The organism is Streptomyces sp. NPDC029296 (assembly GCF_055569255.1).
On sequence record NZ_JBVHXT010000019.1, the window covers coordinates 1 to 17,101 of the forward strand.

15 protein-coding genes and 1 pseudogene are annotated in these 17,101 nt (G+C 73.0%); 4 read left to right on the top strand and 12 right to left on the bottom strand.

Annotated elements, in window-relative coordinates; genetic code table 11:
• Positions 1-102: 102 nt before the first annotated feature.
• From ACZ4W9_RS18225 to ACZ4W9_RS18265, 9 genes and pseudogenes are all read right to left on the bottom strand, one after another.
• Positions 103-742, bottom strand: a pseudogene (locus ACZ4W9_RS18225) (3-oxoacid CoA-transferase subunit B).
• Between the two features lie 16 nt (positions 743-758).
• Complete coding sequence (locus ACZ4W9_RS18230; RefSeq protein ID WP_467936798.1) at positions 759-1,538, bottom strand: SDR family NAD(P)-dependent oxidoreductase; 780 nt, start codon at positions 1,536-1,538, stop codon at positions 759-761.
• Positions 1,535-2,287: an SDR family NAD(P)-dependent oxidoreductase gene (locus ACZ4W9_RS18235; protein ID WP_467936800.1), complete on the bottom strand. Its 753-nt coding sequence runs from the start codon at positions 2,285-2,287 to the stop codon at positions 1,535-1,537. The genes ACZ4W9_RS18230 and ACZ4W9_RS18235 overlap by 4 nt, the downstream gene beginning before the upstream one ends.
• Complete coding sequence (locus ACZ4W9_RS18240; RefSeq protein WP_467936803.1) at positions 2,284-3,255, bottom strand: fumarylacetoacetate hydrolase family protein; 972 nt, start codon at positions 3,253-3,255, stop codon at positions 2,284-2,286. Before ACZ4W9_RS18240 ends, ACZ4W9_RS18235 begins: the two co-directional genes overlap by 4 nt.
• A gap of 96 nt (positions 3,256-3,351) precedes the next feature.
• A complete protein-coding gene (locus tag ACZ4W9_RS18245; protein WP_467936805.1) occupies positions 3,352-4,284 on the bottom strand; it encodes a VOC family protein in 933 nt (310 codons plus the stop codon).
• 4 nt (positions 4,285-4,288) lie between these two features.
• Complete coding sequence (locus tag ACZ4W9_RS18250; protein WP_467936808.1) at positions 4,289-5,290, bottom strand: amidohydrolase family protein; 1,002 nt, start codon at positions 5,288-5,290, stop codon at positions 4,289-4,291.
• Positions 5,287-6,417 carry an FAD-dependent oxidoreductase gene (locus ACZ4W9_RS18255; protein WP_467936810.1) on the bottom strand — a complete coding sequence of 377 codons (1,131 nt, stop codon included), beginning with the start codon at positions 6,415-6,417 and terminating at the stop codon, positions 5,287-5,289. Before ACZ4W9_RS18255 ends, ACZ4W9_RS18250 begins: the two co-directional genes overlap by 4 nt.
• Before the next feature lie 37 nt (positions 6,418-6,454).
• Positions 6,455-7,411, bottom strand: a complete 957-nt coding sequence (locus ACZ4W9_RS18260; protein WP_467936811.1) for a cyclase family protein — start codon at positions 7,409-7,411, stop codon at positions 6,455-6,457.
• On the bottom strand, positions 7,408-8,403 hold the full coding sequence (locus ACZ4W9_RS18265) for a fumarylacetoacetate hydrolase family protein (protein WP_467936813.1): 996 nt from the start codon (positions 8,401-8,403) through the stop codon (positions 7,408-7,410). Before ACZ4W9_RS18265 ends, ACZ4W9_RS18260 begins: the two co-directional genes overlap by 4 nt.
• Positions 8,404-8,546: 143 nt before the next feature.
• On the opposite strand from ACZ4W9_RS18265, the gene ACZ4W9_RS18270 reads away from it, so the two are divergent.
• Both ACZ4W9_RS18270 and ACZ4W9_RS18275 read left to right on the top strand, forming a co-directional pair.
• Positions 8,547-9,458 carry a LysR family transcriptional regulator gene (locus ACZ4W9_RS18270; protein WP_467936815.1) on the top strand — a complete coding sequence of 304 codons (912 nt, stop codon included), beginning with the start codon at positions 8,547-8,549 and terminating at the stop codon, positions 9,456-9,458.
• Between the two features lie 242 nt (positions 9,459-9,700).
• Positions 9,701-10,498 (top strand): DoxX family protein, encoded by a 798-nt coding sequence (locus ACZ4W9_RS18275; RefSeq protein ID WP_467936817.1) that lies wholly within the window; start codon positions 9,701-9,703, stop codon positions 10,496-10,498.
• A gap of 46 nt (positions 10,499-10,544) precedes the next feature.
• Here the strand turns inward: ACZ4W9_RS18275 and ACZ4W9_RS18280 are convergent, their stop codons facing one another.
• From ACZ4W9_RS18280 to ACZ4W9_RS18290, 3 genes are read right to left on the bottom strand one after another with little or no spacing between them, the layout of a single operon-like run.
• Positions 10,545-12,044 (bottom strand): GMC oxidoreductase, encoded by a 1,500-nt coding sequence (locus ACZ4W9_RS18280; protein ID WP_467936819.1) that lies wholly within the window; start codon positions 12,042-12,044, stop codon positions 10,545-10,547.
• A gap of 21 nt (positions 12,045-12,065) precedes the next feature.
• Positions 12,066-12,986 (bottom strand): sugar phosphate isomerase/epimerase family protein, encoded by a 921-nt coding sequence (locus ACZ4W9_RS18285; protein WP_467936821.1) that lies wholly within the window; start codon positions 12,984-12,986, stop codon positions 12,066-12,068.
• On the bottom strand, positions 12,983-14,050 hold the full coding sequence (locus tag ACZ4W9_RS18290; RefSeq protein WP_467936823.1) for a Gfo/Idh/MocA family protein: 1,068 nt from the start codon (positions 14,048-14,050) through the stop codon (positions 12,983-12,985). The genes ACZ4W9_RS18285 and ACZ4W9_RS18290 overlap by 4 nt, the downstream gene beginning before the upstream one ends.
• Positions 14,051-14,159: 109 nt before the next feature.
• Between ACZ4W9_RS18290 and ACZ4W9_RS18295 the strand changes: the two genes are divergently transcribed.
• Both ACZ4W9_RS18295 and ACZ4W9_RS18300 read left to right on the top strand, forming a co-directional pair.
• Positions 14,160-15,431: an ROK family protein gene (locus ACZ4W9_RS18295; RefSeq protein WP_467936825.1), complete on the top strand. Its 1,272-nt coding sequence runs from the start codon at positions 14,160-14,162 to the stop codon at positions 15,429-15,431.
• Between the two features lie 265 nt (positions 15,432-15,696).
• Positions 15,697-17,031 carry an MFS transporter gene (locus ACZ4W9_RS18300; protein ID WP_467936827.1) on the top strand — a complete coding sequence of 445 codons (1,335 nt, stop codon included), beginning with the start codon at positions 15,697-15,699 and terminating at the stop codon, positions 17,029-17,031.
• The last annotated feature ends 70 nt before the right edge of the window (positions 17,032-17,101 follow it).

A 17,101-nucleotide genomic window follows, 5' to 3' on the forward strand; every position in this document is an offset into this window, starting at 1 on the left:
CACCCCCCAGGTCATCTCTTCGACAGGGGGGAACAGTCATGCCGGGCCCGGAGGCCAGCGGCCCTCTTGCAGGACCGCAGAAAACATAACGGGGGCGGCGGGCTATCCCCGCGGAGGGTCCAGGCGTACCGGCGCGTCCGTGCGGGCCGTGATGTCCGCCATGGTGACGCCGGGGGCGGTCTCCACCAGGGCGAGGCCGTCGGCGGTGACGTCGAGGACCCCAGGTCGGTGATGACGCGGTGGACGCACCGCTCGCCGGTCAGCGGCAGAGTGCACTCCTCGAGGATCTGCGGAGAGCCGTCCTTGGCGGTGTGTTCCATCAGGACGACGACGCGGCGTGCGCCGTGGACGAGGTCCATGGCGCCGCCCATGCCCTTGACCATCTTCCCGGGGATCATCCAGTCGGCCAGGTCGCCGGCCGCCGAGACCTGCATGGCGCCCAGGACGGCCGTGTCGATGTGGCCGCCGCGGATCATGCCGAAGGACAGGGCCGAGTCGAAGAAGGAGGCCCCGGGCAGGACGGTGACCGTCTCCTTGCCGGCGTTGATCAGACCGGGGTCGACTTCTCCTCGGTGGGGTAGGGGCCCGTGCCGAGGATGCCGTTCTCCGAGTGCGGGACGACGTGCACACCGGGCGGGAGGTGGCCGGGTATGAGGGTGGGCAGGCCGATGCCGAGGTTGACGTAGGAGCCGTCGGGGATGTCGGCGACGGCCTCGGCGGCGCTGTCGCGGACCTTGTTCACGTGCGGGGGTTTCCTTTCAGGTGTGGGCGCCGGGCAGGACCGTCGACCAGCCACCGTCGACGACGAGGTTGGCGCCGGTGATGTACGACGCCTCGTCCGAGGCGAGGAAGACGGCCGCGTTGACCACGTCGTCGGGTGTGCCGGTGCGGCCGAGGGGGATGTGCCGGGCGATGCCGCGCATCGGATGATCGTCCGCGAGGAGGTCGGCGCGGGAGCCTTCCGTGCCGATCATTCCGGGACTGACGCAGTTGGCGCGGACGCCGTACGGCGCGCCCTCCGCGGCCAGTTGCCTGCTCAGGGCGATCACCCCGCCCTTGGACGCCGAGTGCGCTGTCCGCTGGTTGGTGAGTGAACCGGTCAGGCCGGCGGTGGAGCCGACGGTGAGGACGCAGCCGCGGCTGTCGATCAGGTGCGGCCAGGCCGCCCGGACGGTCAGCCACACCGAGTCGAGCTCGGCGCGCACGGTGAAGGCGAAGTCCTCGTACGGCTGGCTGCCGATGCCCTCGAAGCGGACGGCGCCCGCGTTGGCGTAGACGATGTCGACGCCGCCGAAGGCGTCGACGGCCTCCGCCACCCACGAGCCCACCGACGCCTCGTCGGTGACGTCCAGCGGGCCGGGCGTCAGGGCGGTGCCGCCCGCGCGGGCGATCAGCCGCCGGGTCTCGACGGCCTCCTCGTGCAGCAGGTCACCGCCGACCACGAGCGCGCCCTCGGCGGCGAACCGCAGCGCGGCGGCCCGGCCCTGGCCGCGGGCCGTGCCGGAGATCAGCGCGACCTTGCCCTCCAGCCGCTTCACGAGGCCCCCTCGCGCAGCGCGTCGGCAACGGACTTGACCCCGCCGTGCGCGGTGAGCCCGCCGTCGACGGGGATCTCGGCACCGGTGATGAACGACGACTCGTCCGACAGCAGGAACGCGACCAGGGGAGTGATCTCGTCGGTGGTGCCGGTGCGGCCGAGCGGTGTCTCGCGGATGTTGGCCTCGCGGAAGACGGGGGCGGCGGAGGCGGTCATGTCGGTCTCGATGTAGCCGGGGTGGACCGTGTTGACACGGATGCCGCGCGGACCGAGTTCCAGCGCTGCCGTCTTCGACAAGCCCCGCAGCCCCCACTTGCTGGCGGTGTAGGCGACCGGGTAGTGGGCGGTGAGGGCGGCCGAGGAGCCGACGTTGACGATCGAGGAGCCGGGCGGCATCAGCGGGGCGAGGTGCTGGATGCCGAGCAGCGGGCCGGTGACGTTGACGGCGTGCACCCGGTCGAAGTCCGCGGCCCGTACGTCGCCGAGGCGGGCGCGCCAGGTGATGCCGGCGTTGTTGACCAGGCCGTGCACCTGCCCGTACGCCTCCTCCAGCTCGGCGGCCAGTGCGGCCCACTGCTCCGCGCTGGTCACGTCCAGGTGCCGGCAGCCGGGCGCCTTCGTCACATCGGTGGCGACGACGCGGGCACCCTCGCGCACCAGCGCCTCCGCCTCCGCGGCGCCCTGGCCGCGGGCGGCACCGGTGACGACCACCACCTTGCCGAGCAGCCGCTCGGGGCGCGGGCCGGTCACGGGCGCTCCCGGTCGCGGCGCCGTCCGGTGGGCAGCGGCACGGGGGCGGCGCCGGGGACGACGGTGCTGGTGAGCGTGCCGATGCCCTGCACGGTGAGGGTGACGGTGTCGCCGGGCTTCAGCGGGGGCGGTGTCCGTTCGCCGCGCCGGCCCCACAGCTCGGCGAGGCAACCGCCGTTGCCGCAGGTGCCCGAGCCGAGCACGTCGCCCGGGACGACCCGGGTGCCGCGCGAGGCGTAGGCCACCATCTCCTCGAAGGTCCAGCTCATGTTCGACAGCAGGTCCGACCCGACCGTCTCGCCGTTGACCTCCGCGGTGAGCGCGAGGCGCAGGAAACCGTCGGCATCCCGGTAGGGCTCCAGTTCGTCGGCGGTGACCAGGTACGGGCCGAGCGTGGTGGCCGTGTCCTTGCCCTTGCAGGGGCCGAGGCCGACCTTCATCTCGGCGGACTGGAGGTCCCGGGCCGACCAGTCGTTGAAGACGGTGTAGCCGACGATGTGGTCGCGGGCCTGCTCGGGGGTGAGGTCGCGGCCCTCACGGCCGATGACGGCGGCCACTTCCAGCTCGAAGTCGAGGACGGCCGAGCCGGGCGGCATCGGGATGCCGTCGCCCGTCGCGTAGATCGCGTGCGGGTTGGTGAAGTAGAAGGTCGGCGCCGCGTACCACTGGTCGGGCACGCCCGCCGCGCCGTCCACCGACCGCCGTACGCCCTCGACGTGCTCCTCGAAGGTGACGAAGTCCCGGACGGAGGCGGGCTGGAGCGGCGGCAGCAGGCGGACTTCGCTGACGTGAGGGCCGGGCGGCACGTCGAGCGCCGCCGCGCCCGCGGCGAGCAGGCCGGGCAGACCGCCGGACTCGCGCAGCAGGCCGGTGAGCGAGGCGACGCCGGGCAGGGGGAGAAGCGTGCCGTCGTCCTGCACTACGGCGACTCGGACGCGGTGGTGGTGCTCGTAGGCGGCGAAACGCATGGTGCGGCTCCTGGCCGGTGAGGCCCGGGGGCGTGGCGGGTCTGAGTCAGGGCAGGTGACAGGGCCGGCCGCGCCCCCGGGAGCGGGAGAGGGGAATCAGACCGGCGGGGCGACGAAGACGCCGCGGTCGGGGTCGTTGAAGGATTCCTTGGCGACGAGTTCGTTCATGGGGTTGGCGGTGCCCCACTGGTCGGTGACCTCGGGCCGGGAGAAGTCGTAGACGTGCGGGTGCCAGGTGTCCTCGTCGAGGCACTCCAACTCGGTGGTGTACTCGACGGTGTTGCCGTGCGGGTCGAGGAAGTACGTGAAGGTGTTGTCGCCGGCCATGTGCCGTCCGGGGCCCCAGATCTTCTTGAAGCCGGCGCGGATGACGCGGCCGGAGCCGCGCATGTACTCGTCGATGCCGCGCATCTCGAAGGAGATGTGGTGCAGGGACGTGTGCGGGCCCTTGGCCAGCGCCATGGAGTGGTGCTGGTTGCTGATCCGCATGAAGTGCATGACCTCGCCCATGTGCGGCGAGCTGAGGGTGTCGGAGAGGCGGAAGCCGAGGTGGGTCTCGTACCACTCGCGGGTGCGGTTCAGGTCGGGGGAGTTGAGGACGACGTGGCTCAGCTTGACCGGGATCGACTCCTTCTCCTCGATCCTGCGGTGCTGTCGTACCGCCACGTCGGCCAAGACCTCGACGGTGCGGCCGTCGACGTCGAAGAAGCGGAAGCCGTAGCCGCCGCCGGGGGTGTCGGCCTTGCCCGGCCGGGTGATCAACCGAACGCCCCCGGCGAGCAACTGTTCGGCGAGGGTGTCCACGTCGGCGGCCGAGGCGGCGCCGTAGGAGACCAGGTCGAGGCGCTTCTCGTCGGCCTTGCGCAGCCGGACGACGTACTGCTCCGGGGAGCCCTCGGCGGCGAGGAAGGAGATCCCGGAGTCCTCGGCGACCTTGGTCAGGCCCCAGACACCGGCGTAGAAGTCGAGCTGCTTGTCGTAGTCGGGCACGGCGAGGTCGACGTGGCGCAGATGGGTGAGCAGGCGCATGGTGTCAGTCCTTCCGGAGGAGGGCGGAGGCGTTGCCGCCCCGTACGGCGTGGAAGTCGGCCTCGGGGAGCCGCGCGGCGCGCAGTGCGCCGACGGGGTCCTCGGTGCCCATGTCGAAGGGGAAGTCGGAGCCGAGCAGCACCCGGTCCGCGCCCGCGACCCGCACCAGCTCCCGCAGCACGTGCGGGTCGTGGACGAGGGAGTCGAAGTACAGCCGTTTGAGGTAGCTGCTGGGCAGGTGGGCGCAGCCGGCGCCCGCGTCGGAGCGGGTGGTCCAGGCGTGGTCGGCGCGGCCGATGTGGGTCGGCAGGTAACCGCCGCCGTGAGCGGCGATCAGCGTCAGCCCCGGGTGCCGGTCCAGGACACCGGAGAAGACGAGGTGGGAGAGCGCGACGGCGTTCTCCACCGGCTGGCCGACGGTGTTGGACAGGTACCACTGGTCCAGCCGCTCGTCGAGCGTGCAGCCGAAGGGGTGCAGGAAGACGAGCGCGCCCGTCTCCTGCGCCCGGGACCAGAAGGGCTCGTAGGCCGGGTCGGACAGTTCCCGTCCCGGGGCGTGGCTGGAGATCTCCACGCCGGACAGGCCCTGCGCCAGCGCGTGTTCCAGGGCGGGCACCATCAGGTCCGGGTGCTGGAGCGGGACGAGCCCGAGTCCCCGCAACCGGTCGGGCGCGGCCGAACAGTGCGCGGCCGTCGCCTCGTTGGCGAGCCGGTAGACCTTCTCCGCGGTCTCCTCGCCGGCCCAGTAGTGGTAGTGCGAGGGCGAGGGGCTGACCAGTTGCACGTCCACGCCCTGCGCGTCCATCGCCGCCAGCCGCAGGCGCGGGTCCGTCATCCTCGGGGCGCGCTCGCGCACCATCGGACCGTTGACCTCCAGGGCGGCCGGACCGCCCCGGCGGGCGTCGAGCGCCCTGGCCTCGGCCAGGCCCGGCAGGCCCGCCACCAGCGCCTCGACCTCGGGCAGCAGGACGTGCGCGTGCACGTCCACCGTGGGTGTCGTCGTCACGGCAGCTCCCGCAGCATCGTCATGGTGCGGCCCATCAGTCCGGGCACGTCCGCGTCCCGCACGCCGTCCAGCTGCCACTGGCCGAGCCGCACGGACGCCTCGACCACCGCCCGCACGCGCGGCATCCGGCGCTCGTGGTACTCCCGCAGCAGCGCGTCGTCCCACTCCCGGCCGCTGGTGAGCAGTTCGGCGAGGACGAGCGCGTCCTCCAGGGACATCGCCGCGCCCTGCGCCAGGGTCGGCGGGCAGCAGTGTGCCGCGTCCCCGGCGAGGACGACCCGGCCGCGGTGCCAGGAGCCCTCCACCAGCAACCGGTCGAACCACGTGTAGTTGACCTTCGCCGGGTCGGTGATGTGCGGGACGATGTCCGCCCAGTGCCCGCCGTAGCCGGCGGCCAGGCGGCGCATCTCGTCGGCGTAGCTCTCCGGGGGTATGGAGGCGCGGTCGCGGTTGGCCTCGACGACGTACGCGTAGATCGTGCTGTCGCTCGTGGGGCAGTAACCGGCGATGAAGGCCGGGCCGCCGTAGGTGAGGTCGGTGCGGACCACGCCGGCCGGGCGGGGGACGGCGACACGCCAGATGGCCATGCCGGTGGGTTCCGGCTTGTCGGTGATGCCGATGGCCGCGCGGGTCGCCGAGCCGAGGCCGTCGGCGGCGATCACCAGGTCGTAGCGGCCCTCGGTGCCGTCGCTGAAGCGTACGGTCACGCCGTCGGCGTCCTGCTCGAACTCCGTGGCCCGGGTGCCCAGCCGGACGCGGGCGCCACAGGCGCGTACGGCGTCGATGAGGATCTGCTGGAGCCGGGGCCGCTGCATGCCGACCGTGGCGGGCAGGTCGTCGCCTCCGGTGCGGACGTCCCGGGCGACGTGCAGGACGGTGCCGTCGGGAGCGGTGATACCGACCGAGCCGAAGCCGAAGCCGGACTCCTTCACGCGTTCCCAGACGCCGAGTTCGCGCAGGACGCGCAGGGCGTTGCCCTGGAGGGTGATACCGGAGCCCGCGGTGGCGTTCCAGTCGTCCTTGGCCTCGACGAGGTCCACCGCGATCCCGGCGCGGCGCAACAGGACCGTGGCGGCGTTGCCGGCCGCGCCGCCGCCGATCACCAGGACCGTACGGGGTGTGCTCATGGGGAACTCCTTCGTTCCTCGGGTGCGTTGACGGCGGTCACTTGACGGCGACGGGGTTCACGGGGGAGCCCACCGCTCCGGTGACCGGCAGGGGCGCGGCGGTGAGCCAGAACTCGTACACGCCGTCGGCGGCGCAGTCCTCGGCGAGCGCGTCGAGGTCCCACATCTCGCCGATCAGCAGGCCGATGTTCGGGATGGCGACCTGGTGCAGCGGCTGGAAGGCGTGCGCGAACTCGTTCGGGCGGACCTCGAAACCCCAGGTGTCGGTGGCGATCGCGGCGATCTCGGTGCGGTGCAGCCAGCCGGCCGTGGTGAACGACAGGCCGGGCGCGGGACCGCCGGCGTAGTCGCCCCAGCCCTCGCGGCGGGCCCGGGCGAGCTGCCCGGTGCGGACCACGACGATGTCACCGCGGCCGACGCTCACCCCGTGCGCCTCGGCGGTGCGGGTCAGATGCTCCTCGGTGACGGCGAACCCGTCGGGCAGCTCACCGTCCTCGCCGGCGACCCGGCCCACGTCGAGCAGCACGCCGCGGCCGGCGACGTACGGCGCCATGTGCTCGATGCCGGTGACGAGGTCGCCGTCGGAGGTGACGACCTTCTCGGCGTCCCGGCCGTTCCACGCCTTGCCGTGGTCGAAGATGTGGCCGAGCCCGTCCCACTGGGTCGAGCACTGGAGCGGCATCGCGATCACGTCGTCGGCGCCGCCGAATCCGTGCGGAAAGCCCTGGTTGCCGAGGGCGGCGTCCGTGCCGGTGTCCAGCATGGTGTGGACCGGGTTGGTGCGCCGCCGCCAGCCCTTCTGCGGGCCGGTCATGTCGAAGGACTGGGACAGCGAGAAGCTGACGCCCCGCCGCACCAGGGCCGCGCCCTCGCGGCGCTTGCCCTCGTCCAGGAAGTTGAGGGTGCCGAGCCGGTCGTCCTCGCCCCAGCGTCCCCAGTTGGAGTACGCCTCGGCGGCCTCGGCGATCGCGCCCTCGGCGTCGTCCCGGTTCATGACGCCGCCTCGGCGACACACCGGGTGCGCTGCGCACCGAGCCCGGTGACCGTGCCCTCCATGACGTCGCCGTCGCGCAGCAGCCGGCCCCAGTGCATGCCGTTGCCGGCCGGGGAGCCGGTGAGCACCAGGTCGCCGGGGAGCAGGCGGGCGGTCTGCGAGGCGTACGACACCATGCGCGCGACCTTGAAGATCATGTCCTTGGTCGACTCGTCCTGCATGGTCTCGCCGTTGAGCCTGAGCGTGACGCGCAGGTCGTCCGGGTTCGCGATCGACTCGGCCGGGACGATCCAGGGGCCGAGCGGGGTGAACCCGGGGGCGTTCTTGCTGCGCAGCCAGTCCGTGCCGATCTGCGGCATGTCCCGGCGGAAGACCGTGGCCCGGTCGGTCAGGTCGTTGGCGATGGTGTAACCGGCGATGTACCGCGCCGCTTCCCCCACCGGCACCCGGTGGGCGGGCTTGCCGATGACGACCGCCAGCTCCAGTTCCCAGTCGGGCTGCTCGGCCCACGCGGGCAGCACGACATCGTCGTACGGACCGGTGATCGCGCTCGGCAGTCCGATGAAGACGTACGGCAGGTCCTCGGCCGCCCGCCGGTCCATGATCTCCGCGGCCTCCGCGCGGCGTTCGCTCTCCGGTCGCTCGTCACCGGGCGCGCGGTGGGCCACGTGCAGGTCGATCACGTGCTGCCGGTAGTTCGCACCCGACTGGAACACCTGGCGCGGCGACACGGGCGCGTGCACGCGCAGGCCGGTGACGGCCGCGCGGGCCGGGCCTGGGCCGGCCGCGAGCGCGCGCAGCCGCGGCAGTGCCGTCTCCCAGCGGTCCAGGACGTCCAGCGTGGTCAGCCGGTCCTCGCCGAAGGCGTCCCGCAGATCGACGGCGAAGCCGTCCGGGGTGACCAGGGCGGGGAATTCCGGCCCGTCCGGGGCCGAGAGGGTGGCAAGGGCGAAGGGTCCGGCGAAGAGCGCGGACGCGGGTTCGGGTTTCACGGACGTGTCCTCCTGATTGCGGTGGGACTAATCTGGACCCGCCGCTTGTGATCAGGGAAATAGATTCTGTGGATGGTCGGCATCCACCGGGTTTATTTCCGCCGCTCACCGCCCTGCTCGTTGTCCAGCGCGAGGACCGATCCGTGAACCTGACCCGCCTCGACCTCAACCTCGTCGTCGCCCTGCGCGCCCTGCTGGAGGAGCGCAACGTCACCCGCGCCGGGCAGCGCGTCGGTCTCAGCCAGCCCGCCATGAGCGCCGCCCTCGCCCGGCTGCGTCGCCACTTCGACGACGACCTGCTCGCCCGCGTCGGCGGCCACTACGAGCTGACCGCCCTCGGCCAGGTCCTCCTCGACCGCACCGCCACCGCCTACGACGTGCTGGAGCGCCTCTTCTCCAGCCAGGCCGACTTCGACCCGGCCAGCGAGAGCCGCGAGTTCCGGCTGGTGGCGTCCGACTACGCGATAGCCGTCTTCGGCACCGAACTCGCCCGCGTGGTGCACGAGGAGGCCCCCGGCATCCGGCTGCGCTTCACCCAGACCCAGCCGGTCGTGGTCGACGACACCGCCACCCTGCTCAGCGCCACCGATGGCCTGCTCATGCCGCACGGCGTGATCAGCGACTTCCCCGCCACCGACCTCTACGACGACCGCTGGGTCTTCCTCATCGCCGACGACCACCCCACCGTCGAGGACCGGCTCACCCGGCACGACCTCGCCCGGCTGCCGTGGGTGACGTACCAGCGCACCTACGACGCGCCGGCCGTGCGCCAGCTCGGCATGCTCGGCATCGAACCGCGCGTGGAGGTGTCCGTCGACAGCTTCCAGCTCCTGCCGCTGCTGGTCACCGGCACCCGGCGCATCGCTCTGATCCAGGCACGGCTGGCGCGGATGCTGACGCCGATCGCCGCCGTCCGGCTGGTGGAGCCGCCCTACGAGGCGGTGCCGTTGCGCGAGGCGCTGTGGTGGCACCCGGTCCACACCCATGACGCGGCCCACATCTGGCTGCGGGAGACGGCCAAGCGGGTCGGCAGCCGCCTGCCCGGCGTGCCGTAGAAGAGGCCCACGGGGACGGCGCCGCGCCGCCCCATCCACGGCGTGGATGCGGGGCATCGGCGTTTTCGATGAACCGGGGGATTCCGCTGGACGGGGGCGCACCGCACAGTGACCGCATACGTCATCGGCCGGTGCCGCCGCGACGGAACGCGGCCGGGTTCGCCAGGGCACGGCCGGCCGCGCCGAGCCGCGCGGACCGGCGATGACCTACGCACCCGTCACCTGTGGGAGAGGAATCCGCCATGCCCGCTTACCGGCCGGACAGCCTGAGGCGCGCCGTCGGCGTCGCCCCGGCCCACCGATTCAAGGAGGTCGCGCCGGCTGTCGCACGGCTCGCCGCGGGAGCCGTCATGATGGTCCACGGTCTCGACACGTTCATCGACGGACCGGCCGGGTTCGGCGCGTTCCTGAACGGCAGGGGTGTGCCCGTGCCAGCCATGACGGCGTGGGCGGTGACGGCCGGGGAGTCGGTCGCCGGGGTGTTCCTCGTCCTCGGGCTGCTGGCACGGCTGACCGCGCTGTCGCTGACCGTCCACTTGTGTCTGGCGGCGGCGCTGGTCAACGCGGACACCGGGTTCATGACACCCCAGCAGGGGGCCGCGAGCGGGGCGGGGACCGAGTTCCCGCTGATGGTGGTGGCGGCGCTGCTCGTCGTCCTGCTGGCCGGGCCGGGTCCGCTCGCGCTCGACCGCGTTCTCGGTGTCGAAGCGGTCGTGCCGAGACGTCACGGGCCCGCTGACGACCGCCCGTCCGCGGTGCGCGCCTCGGTCGTCAGCGGCGCGATCGGGGGCGTGATCGGCGCGGTGATGAGCGCGCTGGCCAACTACGTGATCGTCGGGGTGCCTTCCAGTGCCGGGGCGAACGCCGCCAACCACGCCGTGTCCGGGCTGATCAGCGGCTTCCTCGCCGGATTCCTCGGGCTGCTGACGCACCAGCGACGCCACGGCCCCCGGGCGCGGCCCGCGGCCGGTGACACCCCGCCCGCACCTGCCGTTCCCGTGCCGCCGCTTGATCCGCGTGCCTCGCGGGACTCCGCGTGAACAAGAAGGCCCCGGCCACCAGCACCGTGTTCGGTGGGGAAACGGTTCAGGCGGTGCCGCTACCCGTCTGACCGGCCGTGGACCCCAGGTGATCCAGGAGGGCGCGGGCGCCCCGGACGGCGAGGGCGACGGACGTCAGCGTGGGGTTGCAGGCGGTGGCCGTCGGGATGACGTTGTTGCCGGCGACCCACAGCCCGCTGGTGTTCCAGACGCGGCTGTGACTGTCGCAGACGCTGGTGCCGTCGTCGGCGGGTCCCATGCGGGTGGTGCCCTGGTAGTGCAGTGAGCTGCCCGCGGGCAGCAGGAGGGGATCGTCGTCCAGGGGGATGCCGACGGCGGCTCCCGCTTCGGCGACGGCCTTCTTGGCCTGTTCGATGGTGGCCAGGTCGCGGTCGCTGTAGCGGTAGTGGACGCGCGGGGCGGGCAGCCCGTAGGCGTCGGCCGCGGTGTCGGTGAACTCGACGCGGTCGTCGGGGGAGATGTCCTTGGCGCAGAACCAGCCCAGCCCGACGACCGCACCGGGCTCGATCACGGTGTCGTCGGCGAGTGGGACGGGGGAGGCGTCTAGTTGCATCACCTGGCCGTGGAAGGGGTGTGCGTCGGTGTACGGGACCCAGCTGACGCCGCTCTGGGGGACGATGGCGCCGTCCTTGTCGCGGGTGCGGCCGGTGACGGCGCGGTGGGCGGCGACGATGTCGTCGGGCAGCCGGACGGCGTGGACGATCTGCGGCTGGTCGTTGAGGTAGCGGCCCAGCGCGGGCGGGCGGATGCCGGAGGCGTGCAGCAGTTGAGGCGTGCGCAGGGCGTCCGCCGCCACGACCACCGCCCGCGCGGCGACGGTCCTCTCCTCACCGGTGACGAGGTCGCGCACGACGACCCCGGTGGCGGTGTCCTCGTCCAGGACGAGGCGCAGGCCCAGGCACCGGTCGGCGATGTCGACGCGCTCGTCGGCCGCCGCCCCGCCGAGGACGACGTCGGTGCCGCTCCAGGTGTGGGCGCCGTCCGAACGGGTGGTGACGGCCAGGGGCATGGGGGCCACTCGCCGGTGCGCGGGCCGGCCGGGGTCGAAGAGCGCGGAGAGCCGGCGGCGTACCTCGTCGGCGAAGGGGGCCCGGTCGAAGGCGTGGGCGTCGACGTGCAGGAGCCGCTCGGCGCGGGTGAGGTGGGCGTCCATCTCGGCGTCGGGGATGAAGCCGATGCGTTCGCTGTCGCCGGGGCGGGGGCAGGCGCCGGTCCAGTGCGCGCCCATGCCGCCGACGTTGGTGGACAGGGCGGCGGCGGGCAGCTCGCGGGTGCCGAGCAGCCGGGTGCCGGGGCGGCCCGCCGGGCCGGGGCCCTCGGAGTCCCGCTGGGCGCGGGCCCGTTCGGCGGGGTGGGGGATGCTCTTGACGTGGGTGCCGGGCCGCTCGGTCAGGCGGGGGCCGGCGTCGAGCAGCAGGATCGTCGCGGTGGGGTGCTGTTCGTAGACCTCGCGTACGTAGGTGCTGCCGGTGGGGCCGCTGCCGACGACGACGAGGTCGTAGGCGGTTGCCGAAGGGAGGGACATGTGGGGCTCCGGGGTGAGGGGTCAGGCCACGACGAGGGGGCGCAGGGTGTGGTGGGCGATGGCCAGGCCCTGGCAGACCTTCTCCGGGGTGCCGCTCCACAGCGGGTCCTCGTGCTCGACGGAGAGGGTGCCGGTGAACCCGGCCTCGTACAGCCGGTCGACGACACGGGCCCAGTCGACCTGGCCGCGGCCGGGGACCCGGTAGCGCCACCAGCCGGTGGCCCACGGGTCGCCGTTCTTGGCGGTCGTGCCGAAGAAGCCGTAGCGGTTCCGGGCGGCCACATCCAGCTCGATGTCCTTGGCCTGGGCGTGGACGATCCGGTCGGCGTACGGCGCGATGGTGGCCAGCGGGTCGATGCCCAGCCACAGCAGGTGGGACGGGTCCCAGTTGAGGTACAGGCCGAGGGAGAACATCCACTCCCACAGCTCGGGGGAGTAGGCGATGTTGCCCGGGTGGCCGTCGGGGTGCCAGCCCTCCATCACGCAGTTCTCGATGATCAGCTTCACGTCGCGCTCGCCGGCGTACTCGACGAGTTCGGGCAGGACGCGTTCGGCCTCGCGCTGGTTGCCGGGCACGCTGCGGGCCGGGTCCCGGCCGATGAAGGTTCCCACGTACGGCACGCCGAGTGCCTGCGCGGCGTCGATCGCGTGCTTGAGGTGGGCACGGATCCGGGCGCGTCGTTCCGGGTCGGGGTGGAGGTTGTTCTCGTAGTACGCCAGAGCCGATATCGCGAGCCCCGTCTGTCGCAACAGCCCCTGTACGCGCTCGTGTTCCCTCCCGTCGAAGTGCGCGACGTCGATGTGCGCCGCCTCGAAGTCGCGGCCGCCGGTACCGGGCCAGACGGCGACCTCCAGACGCTCGTAGCCGGTCTTCGCGGCCCGGTCGGCGACGCGCTCCAGCGGCCAGGCGGGCAGGCAGGCGGTGAGCATGCCGAGCTTCATGCGGGGATCTCCGTCCAGGTGGCGTCGGCGGCGGCCGAGTCGAGCACGGCCCGGGTCAGCCGGGCGGCACGCAGCCCGGCGTCGAAGGTGGGCAGGCCGTCGGGTATCTCGCCCCGGACGGCGGCGTAGGTGTCGGCGACGAAGTCGGCGAAGCACTCGCGGTAGCCCTGGGGGTGCCCGGCGGGCAGCGCCTGAGGCCGGCCGCCGGCGCGGGCGGGGTCGCGGATCAGCGTGCGGTTGGCGTCCGGACCGCCCACCCAGAGGCTTTCGGGCTTCTCCTGGTCGAAGACGTAACTGGCGTCGGGCCCGTCGAAGGAGAACCACAGCCGGTTCTTGCGTCCGGCGCTGGCCTGGCTGATCACCAGGGAGCCCAGAGCCCCGCCGTCGGTGCGGAAGGAGATCACGCCGCCGTCCTCGGTGGCCGACGGGCGGCCCGCGCGCACGGGGTGAGCGGTGCCGAGCATGGCCTGCAGCGCCGTGATGCGCTGCCCGGTGACGAACTCCATCAGGTCGCACCAGTGAATGCCGATGTCGCCGAACGCCCGGCTTCCGCCGCCCCGGGAGGCGTCCACCCGCCAGTTGTCGGCGTCGGGCGAGGCCAGCCAGTCCTGCAGGTACGAACCGTGCAGCAGCCACGGCCCGCGGGTGCCGGCGCCGATCAGCGAACGCGCCAGCCGTACCGAGGGGTAGAAGCGGTAGACGAACGGCACCGCCGCCACGCGGCCCGTGCGCGCCGCGAGGCCGGCCAGGTCCGCCGCCTCCGTCACGGAGAGTGCCAGCGGTTTCTCGCACACCACGTGCTTGCCGGCCTCCAGTGCCCGCCGGGCCATGTCGTAGTGCAGGTGGTTGGGCGTGCAGATGTGGACGACGTCCACGTCGGAGGCCAACACCTCCTCGAATCCGGCCGGTTCGGCGCCGGGCACGCCCTCGGCCAGCTCCCGGGCGCGTCCCGGCGAGCTGCCGACGACCAGGCGTACGCGGCCTCTCGCCGCCGTCACGGCGCGGGCGTGCACGGATCCCATGAACCCCGTGCCCACGACCGCGGCCTGAATCTGCTGCGACATGGCAGCCTCCGGCTTCTTCGGAAGAACGATCGGGCCCACTATTGCACGTGGCATGCAAAAGCCGTCAAGCGTGTGCTCCACCACGGCGGAAGTGCGGAATGATGGCGGCATGCCACGTCGACCGCCCACCGCCATCGATCAGTACGAGGCCCTCTCCACCGTCGTGCGCCTGGTGCGCCGGGGCCGGGCGCGCACCCGCCCCGAGCTCGGCGCGACGGCGCTCCTGGGGCGCACCGTCATCTCCCAGCGGGTGGAGGAGGCCATGGACCTCGGGCTGCTCGAAGACGCCGACACCGGCCCGTCGAGCGGCGGCCGGGCGCCCAGGCGGCTGCGCTTCAGGGCCGAGGAGGGGCTCGTGCTGTCCGCCGTCCTCGGTGCCGGCGCGCTCGACGTGGCCGTCACGGACCTCGACGCCCGAGTGCTGGAACACCGTCATCTGGAGTGGCCGGTCGCCCGCGGGCCCGAGGAGACCCTCGGCTTCCTCGGCGACCACTTCGCCGGCCTGCTCGAGGGGCGCGACCCGGAGCGGCTGTGGGCCGTGGTGATCGGTGTTCCCGGCCCCGTGGAGTTCGCCACGGGCCGGCCCTCGCAGCCGCCGATCATGCCCGGCTGGGACGGCTTCGACATCCGCGGACGGCTCCAGGACCGCCATGGTGTGCCGGTGTGGGTCGACAACGACGCCAATCTCCTCGCCCTCGGCGAAAGCAGGAGCGCCGGCCTGGACGACGACCAGCACCTGATCTTCGTCAAGGCCGGCACCGGTATCGGCGCGGGCGTCGTCAGCCGGGGCCGCGTCCACCGCGGCAGCAAGGGCGCCGCGGGTGACATCGGGCACGCCCGGGTCCTGGAGGACAACTCCGTGATGTGCCGGTGCGGCCGCACCGGCTGCCTGGAGGCGCTCGCCGGCGGCTGGGCCCTGGCCCGGGACGCGGTGACCGCCGTGCACGAGGGCCGCAGCCGTTTCCTGGCCGACATCCACCGTGCCACCGGAGAGATCACCCCGGCCGACATCGGCCGCGGTGTCGTCGCGGGGGACGCCTGGTGCCTGACCGCCGTGGCGCGGGCCGCCGAGCGCATCGGCAGCCTGATGGCCGCGCTCGTGAACTTCTACAACCCCGACCGCCTGGTCTTCGGCGGAGGCGCCGTCACCGCCGGGGACACCTTCCTCCGCGTCGTCGACCACACCGTACGCAGCCGGGCCCTGCCCCTGGCCTCGGCGGACCTGACCATCCGGGCCTCGGCGGCGGGTGACACCGGGGGCGTCGTGGGCGGGGCCCACCTCGCCGTCGAGACCCTGCTGTCCGCGGACGCGCTCGCCGCCTGGGCGCCGGGCGGGCGGCCGTCCGCGGTGGAGCCGGACCGGCTCGTCGGCGGGGTGTGAGACGCCCCGCCAAGCCGCGGCCCTCGGACCGCCGGGGCGCGGGCGGGCGCACCGCGGCGCCTTCCATGGCGGCTGTGCCGTACATAAGGATGGCAGCAGCCATTGACTTATGTCTGTGGTGTGCATAAGTTCCGTCGACAGCGAGCGGGCTTCGGACGAGGCCCGCCGCGGTCCTCCGGCAGCCGCCCACAGTCCCCCGCCCCGCCCCGGCGTGCGTGGTGGCGGCGTGCCCTCTGCCTCCCGAAGGGACTCGACGATGAGTGCCGTGCCCCCTCCCGCCACCGCCGTGACCCCGGAACCCTCCGCCCGGCTGCCCGCGCCGGCCAAGGCCGCCCAGTTCGGCTACGGACTCGGTGACCTGGCGTCCAACCTGACGTGGACCACGCTGACGGCGTTCCTGCTGTACTACTACACGGACGTCGCGGGCCTGGCCGCCGCCACCGCGGGCACCATCCTGCTGGTCGGCCGCATCGCGGACGCGGTCATCGACCCGGTGGTCGGCCTGGCGGTCGACCGCACCCGTAGCCGCTTCGGCCGCGCCCGCCCCTACCTGATCTTCGCCGCACCCGTCCTCGGCACCGCCTTCGCCCTGGCCTTCTCCTCACACGGCAGCGGCACCACGGCGGTCGTCTGGGCGGCGGCCACCTTCGTCGCCGTCGGCATCAGTCACTCGCTCGTCAACGTCCCCTACGGCGCGATGCTGCCCATGCTCACCGACGACGCGGACACCCGCCTGAGGATGAGCGGCTACCGGTTCGTCGGCGCCTCGCTCGGGCTGATCACCGTCTCCCTCGCCGTCATGCCGCTCGTCGGCGCCCTGGGCGGTGCCGACCGGGCGCGCGGCTTCACCGGCATGGCCATCGTCCTCGGCGCTGTCGGCACGCTGCTCTACTGGATCGTCGCCCTGCTGTGCCGGGAACGCCCCGCCGCACCGGTGGCCCGGGAGGCTCCCACATGGGGCGCGCTCGCCTCGTTGCGGCACAACCGTCACTGGCTGGGCGTGAGCGCCGCGTCCCTCATCGCGTTCGTCCGCCTGGGCATCATCACCGCCGGCGCGGTCTTCTACGCCCGCGAGGTCCTCGACGACGCCTGGGCCACCAGCTACATCCTCCTCGCGTTCTCCCTGTCGGCCCTGATCGGCTCCCTCGTCACCCCCTGGTTCCTGCGCCGCACCGGCAAGCGCCGCGGCATCAACATCGGCCTCGCCGTCACGGCGGCCCTGTACGTCCTGCTCTTCTTCCTGGACGGGCAACCGACGGTGTTCCTCGCTGTCTTCCTGTTCGCCAACATGATCGGCGGTTTCGGCTTCGTCGCGGCCCCGGCGCTCGTCTCGGACGCGATCGACCACCACGAGACCCTCACCGGCCGCCGCGAGGAGGGGCTGCTGTACGCCGGTTACAGCTTCGCCACCAAGGCGGGCACCGCCCTCGGCGGCTCCCTCTTCGCCTGGGCCCTGGCCTGGGGCGGATACCGCACCGGCCACGTCTCCGACCGGGCGGACCAGGCCATCGAGTGGGCCTTCGTCGGACTTCCCGCCGCGCTCTGCCTGGCGCAGGCGGCCTGCATGGCCCTCTACGGCCTCGAGGACCGCGAGCACTGACCCACGGGCCCCACGGCAACACACCCACACCTCCCCGCAGCAACCAGCAACCCGTCACGAAGGACCGACC

Bases quoted from the DNA above. Each gene is read 5' to 3' on its own strand.
- ACZ4W9_RS18295 (WP_467936825.1), top strand. From the start codon at position 14,160: ATGCCACGTCGACCGCCCACCGCCATCGATCAGTACGAGGCCCTCTCC.
- ACZ4W9_RS18245 (WP_467936805.1), bottom strand. From the start codon at position 4,284: ATGCGCCTGCTCACCCATCTGCGCCACGTCGACCTCGCCGTGCCCGAC.
- ACZ4W9_RS18240 (WP_467936803.1), bottom strand. From the start codon at position 3,255: ATGCGTTTCGCCGCCTACGAGCACCACCACCGCGTCCGAGTCGCCGTA.
- ACZ4W9_RS18260 (WP_467936811.1), bottom strand. From the start codon at position 7,411: ATGAACCGGGACGACGCCGAGGGCGCGATCGCCGAGGCCGCCGAGGCG.
- ACZ4W9_RS18285 (WP_467936821.1), bottom strand. From the start codon at position 12,986: ATGAAGCTCGGCATGCTCACCGCCTGCCTGCCCGCCTGGCCGCTGGAG.
- ACZ4W9_RS18275 (WP_467936817.1), top strand. From the start codon at position 9,701: ATGCCCGCTTACCGGCCGGACAGCCTGAGGCGCGCCGTCGGCGTCGCC.
- ACZ4W9_RS18255 (WP_467936810.1), bottom strand. From the start codon at position 6,417: ATGAGCACACCCCGTACGGTCCTGGTGATCGGCGGCGGCGCGGCCGGC.
- ACZ4W9_RS18290 (WP_467936823.1), bottom strand. From the start codon at position 14,050: ATGTCGCAGCAGATTCAGGCCGCGGTCGTGGGCACGGGGTTCATGGGA.
- ACZ4W9_RS18280 (WP_467936819.1), bottom strand. From the start codon at position 12,044: ATGTCCCTCCCTTCGGCAACCGCCTACGACCTCGTCGTCGTCGGCAGC.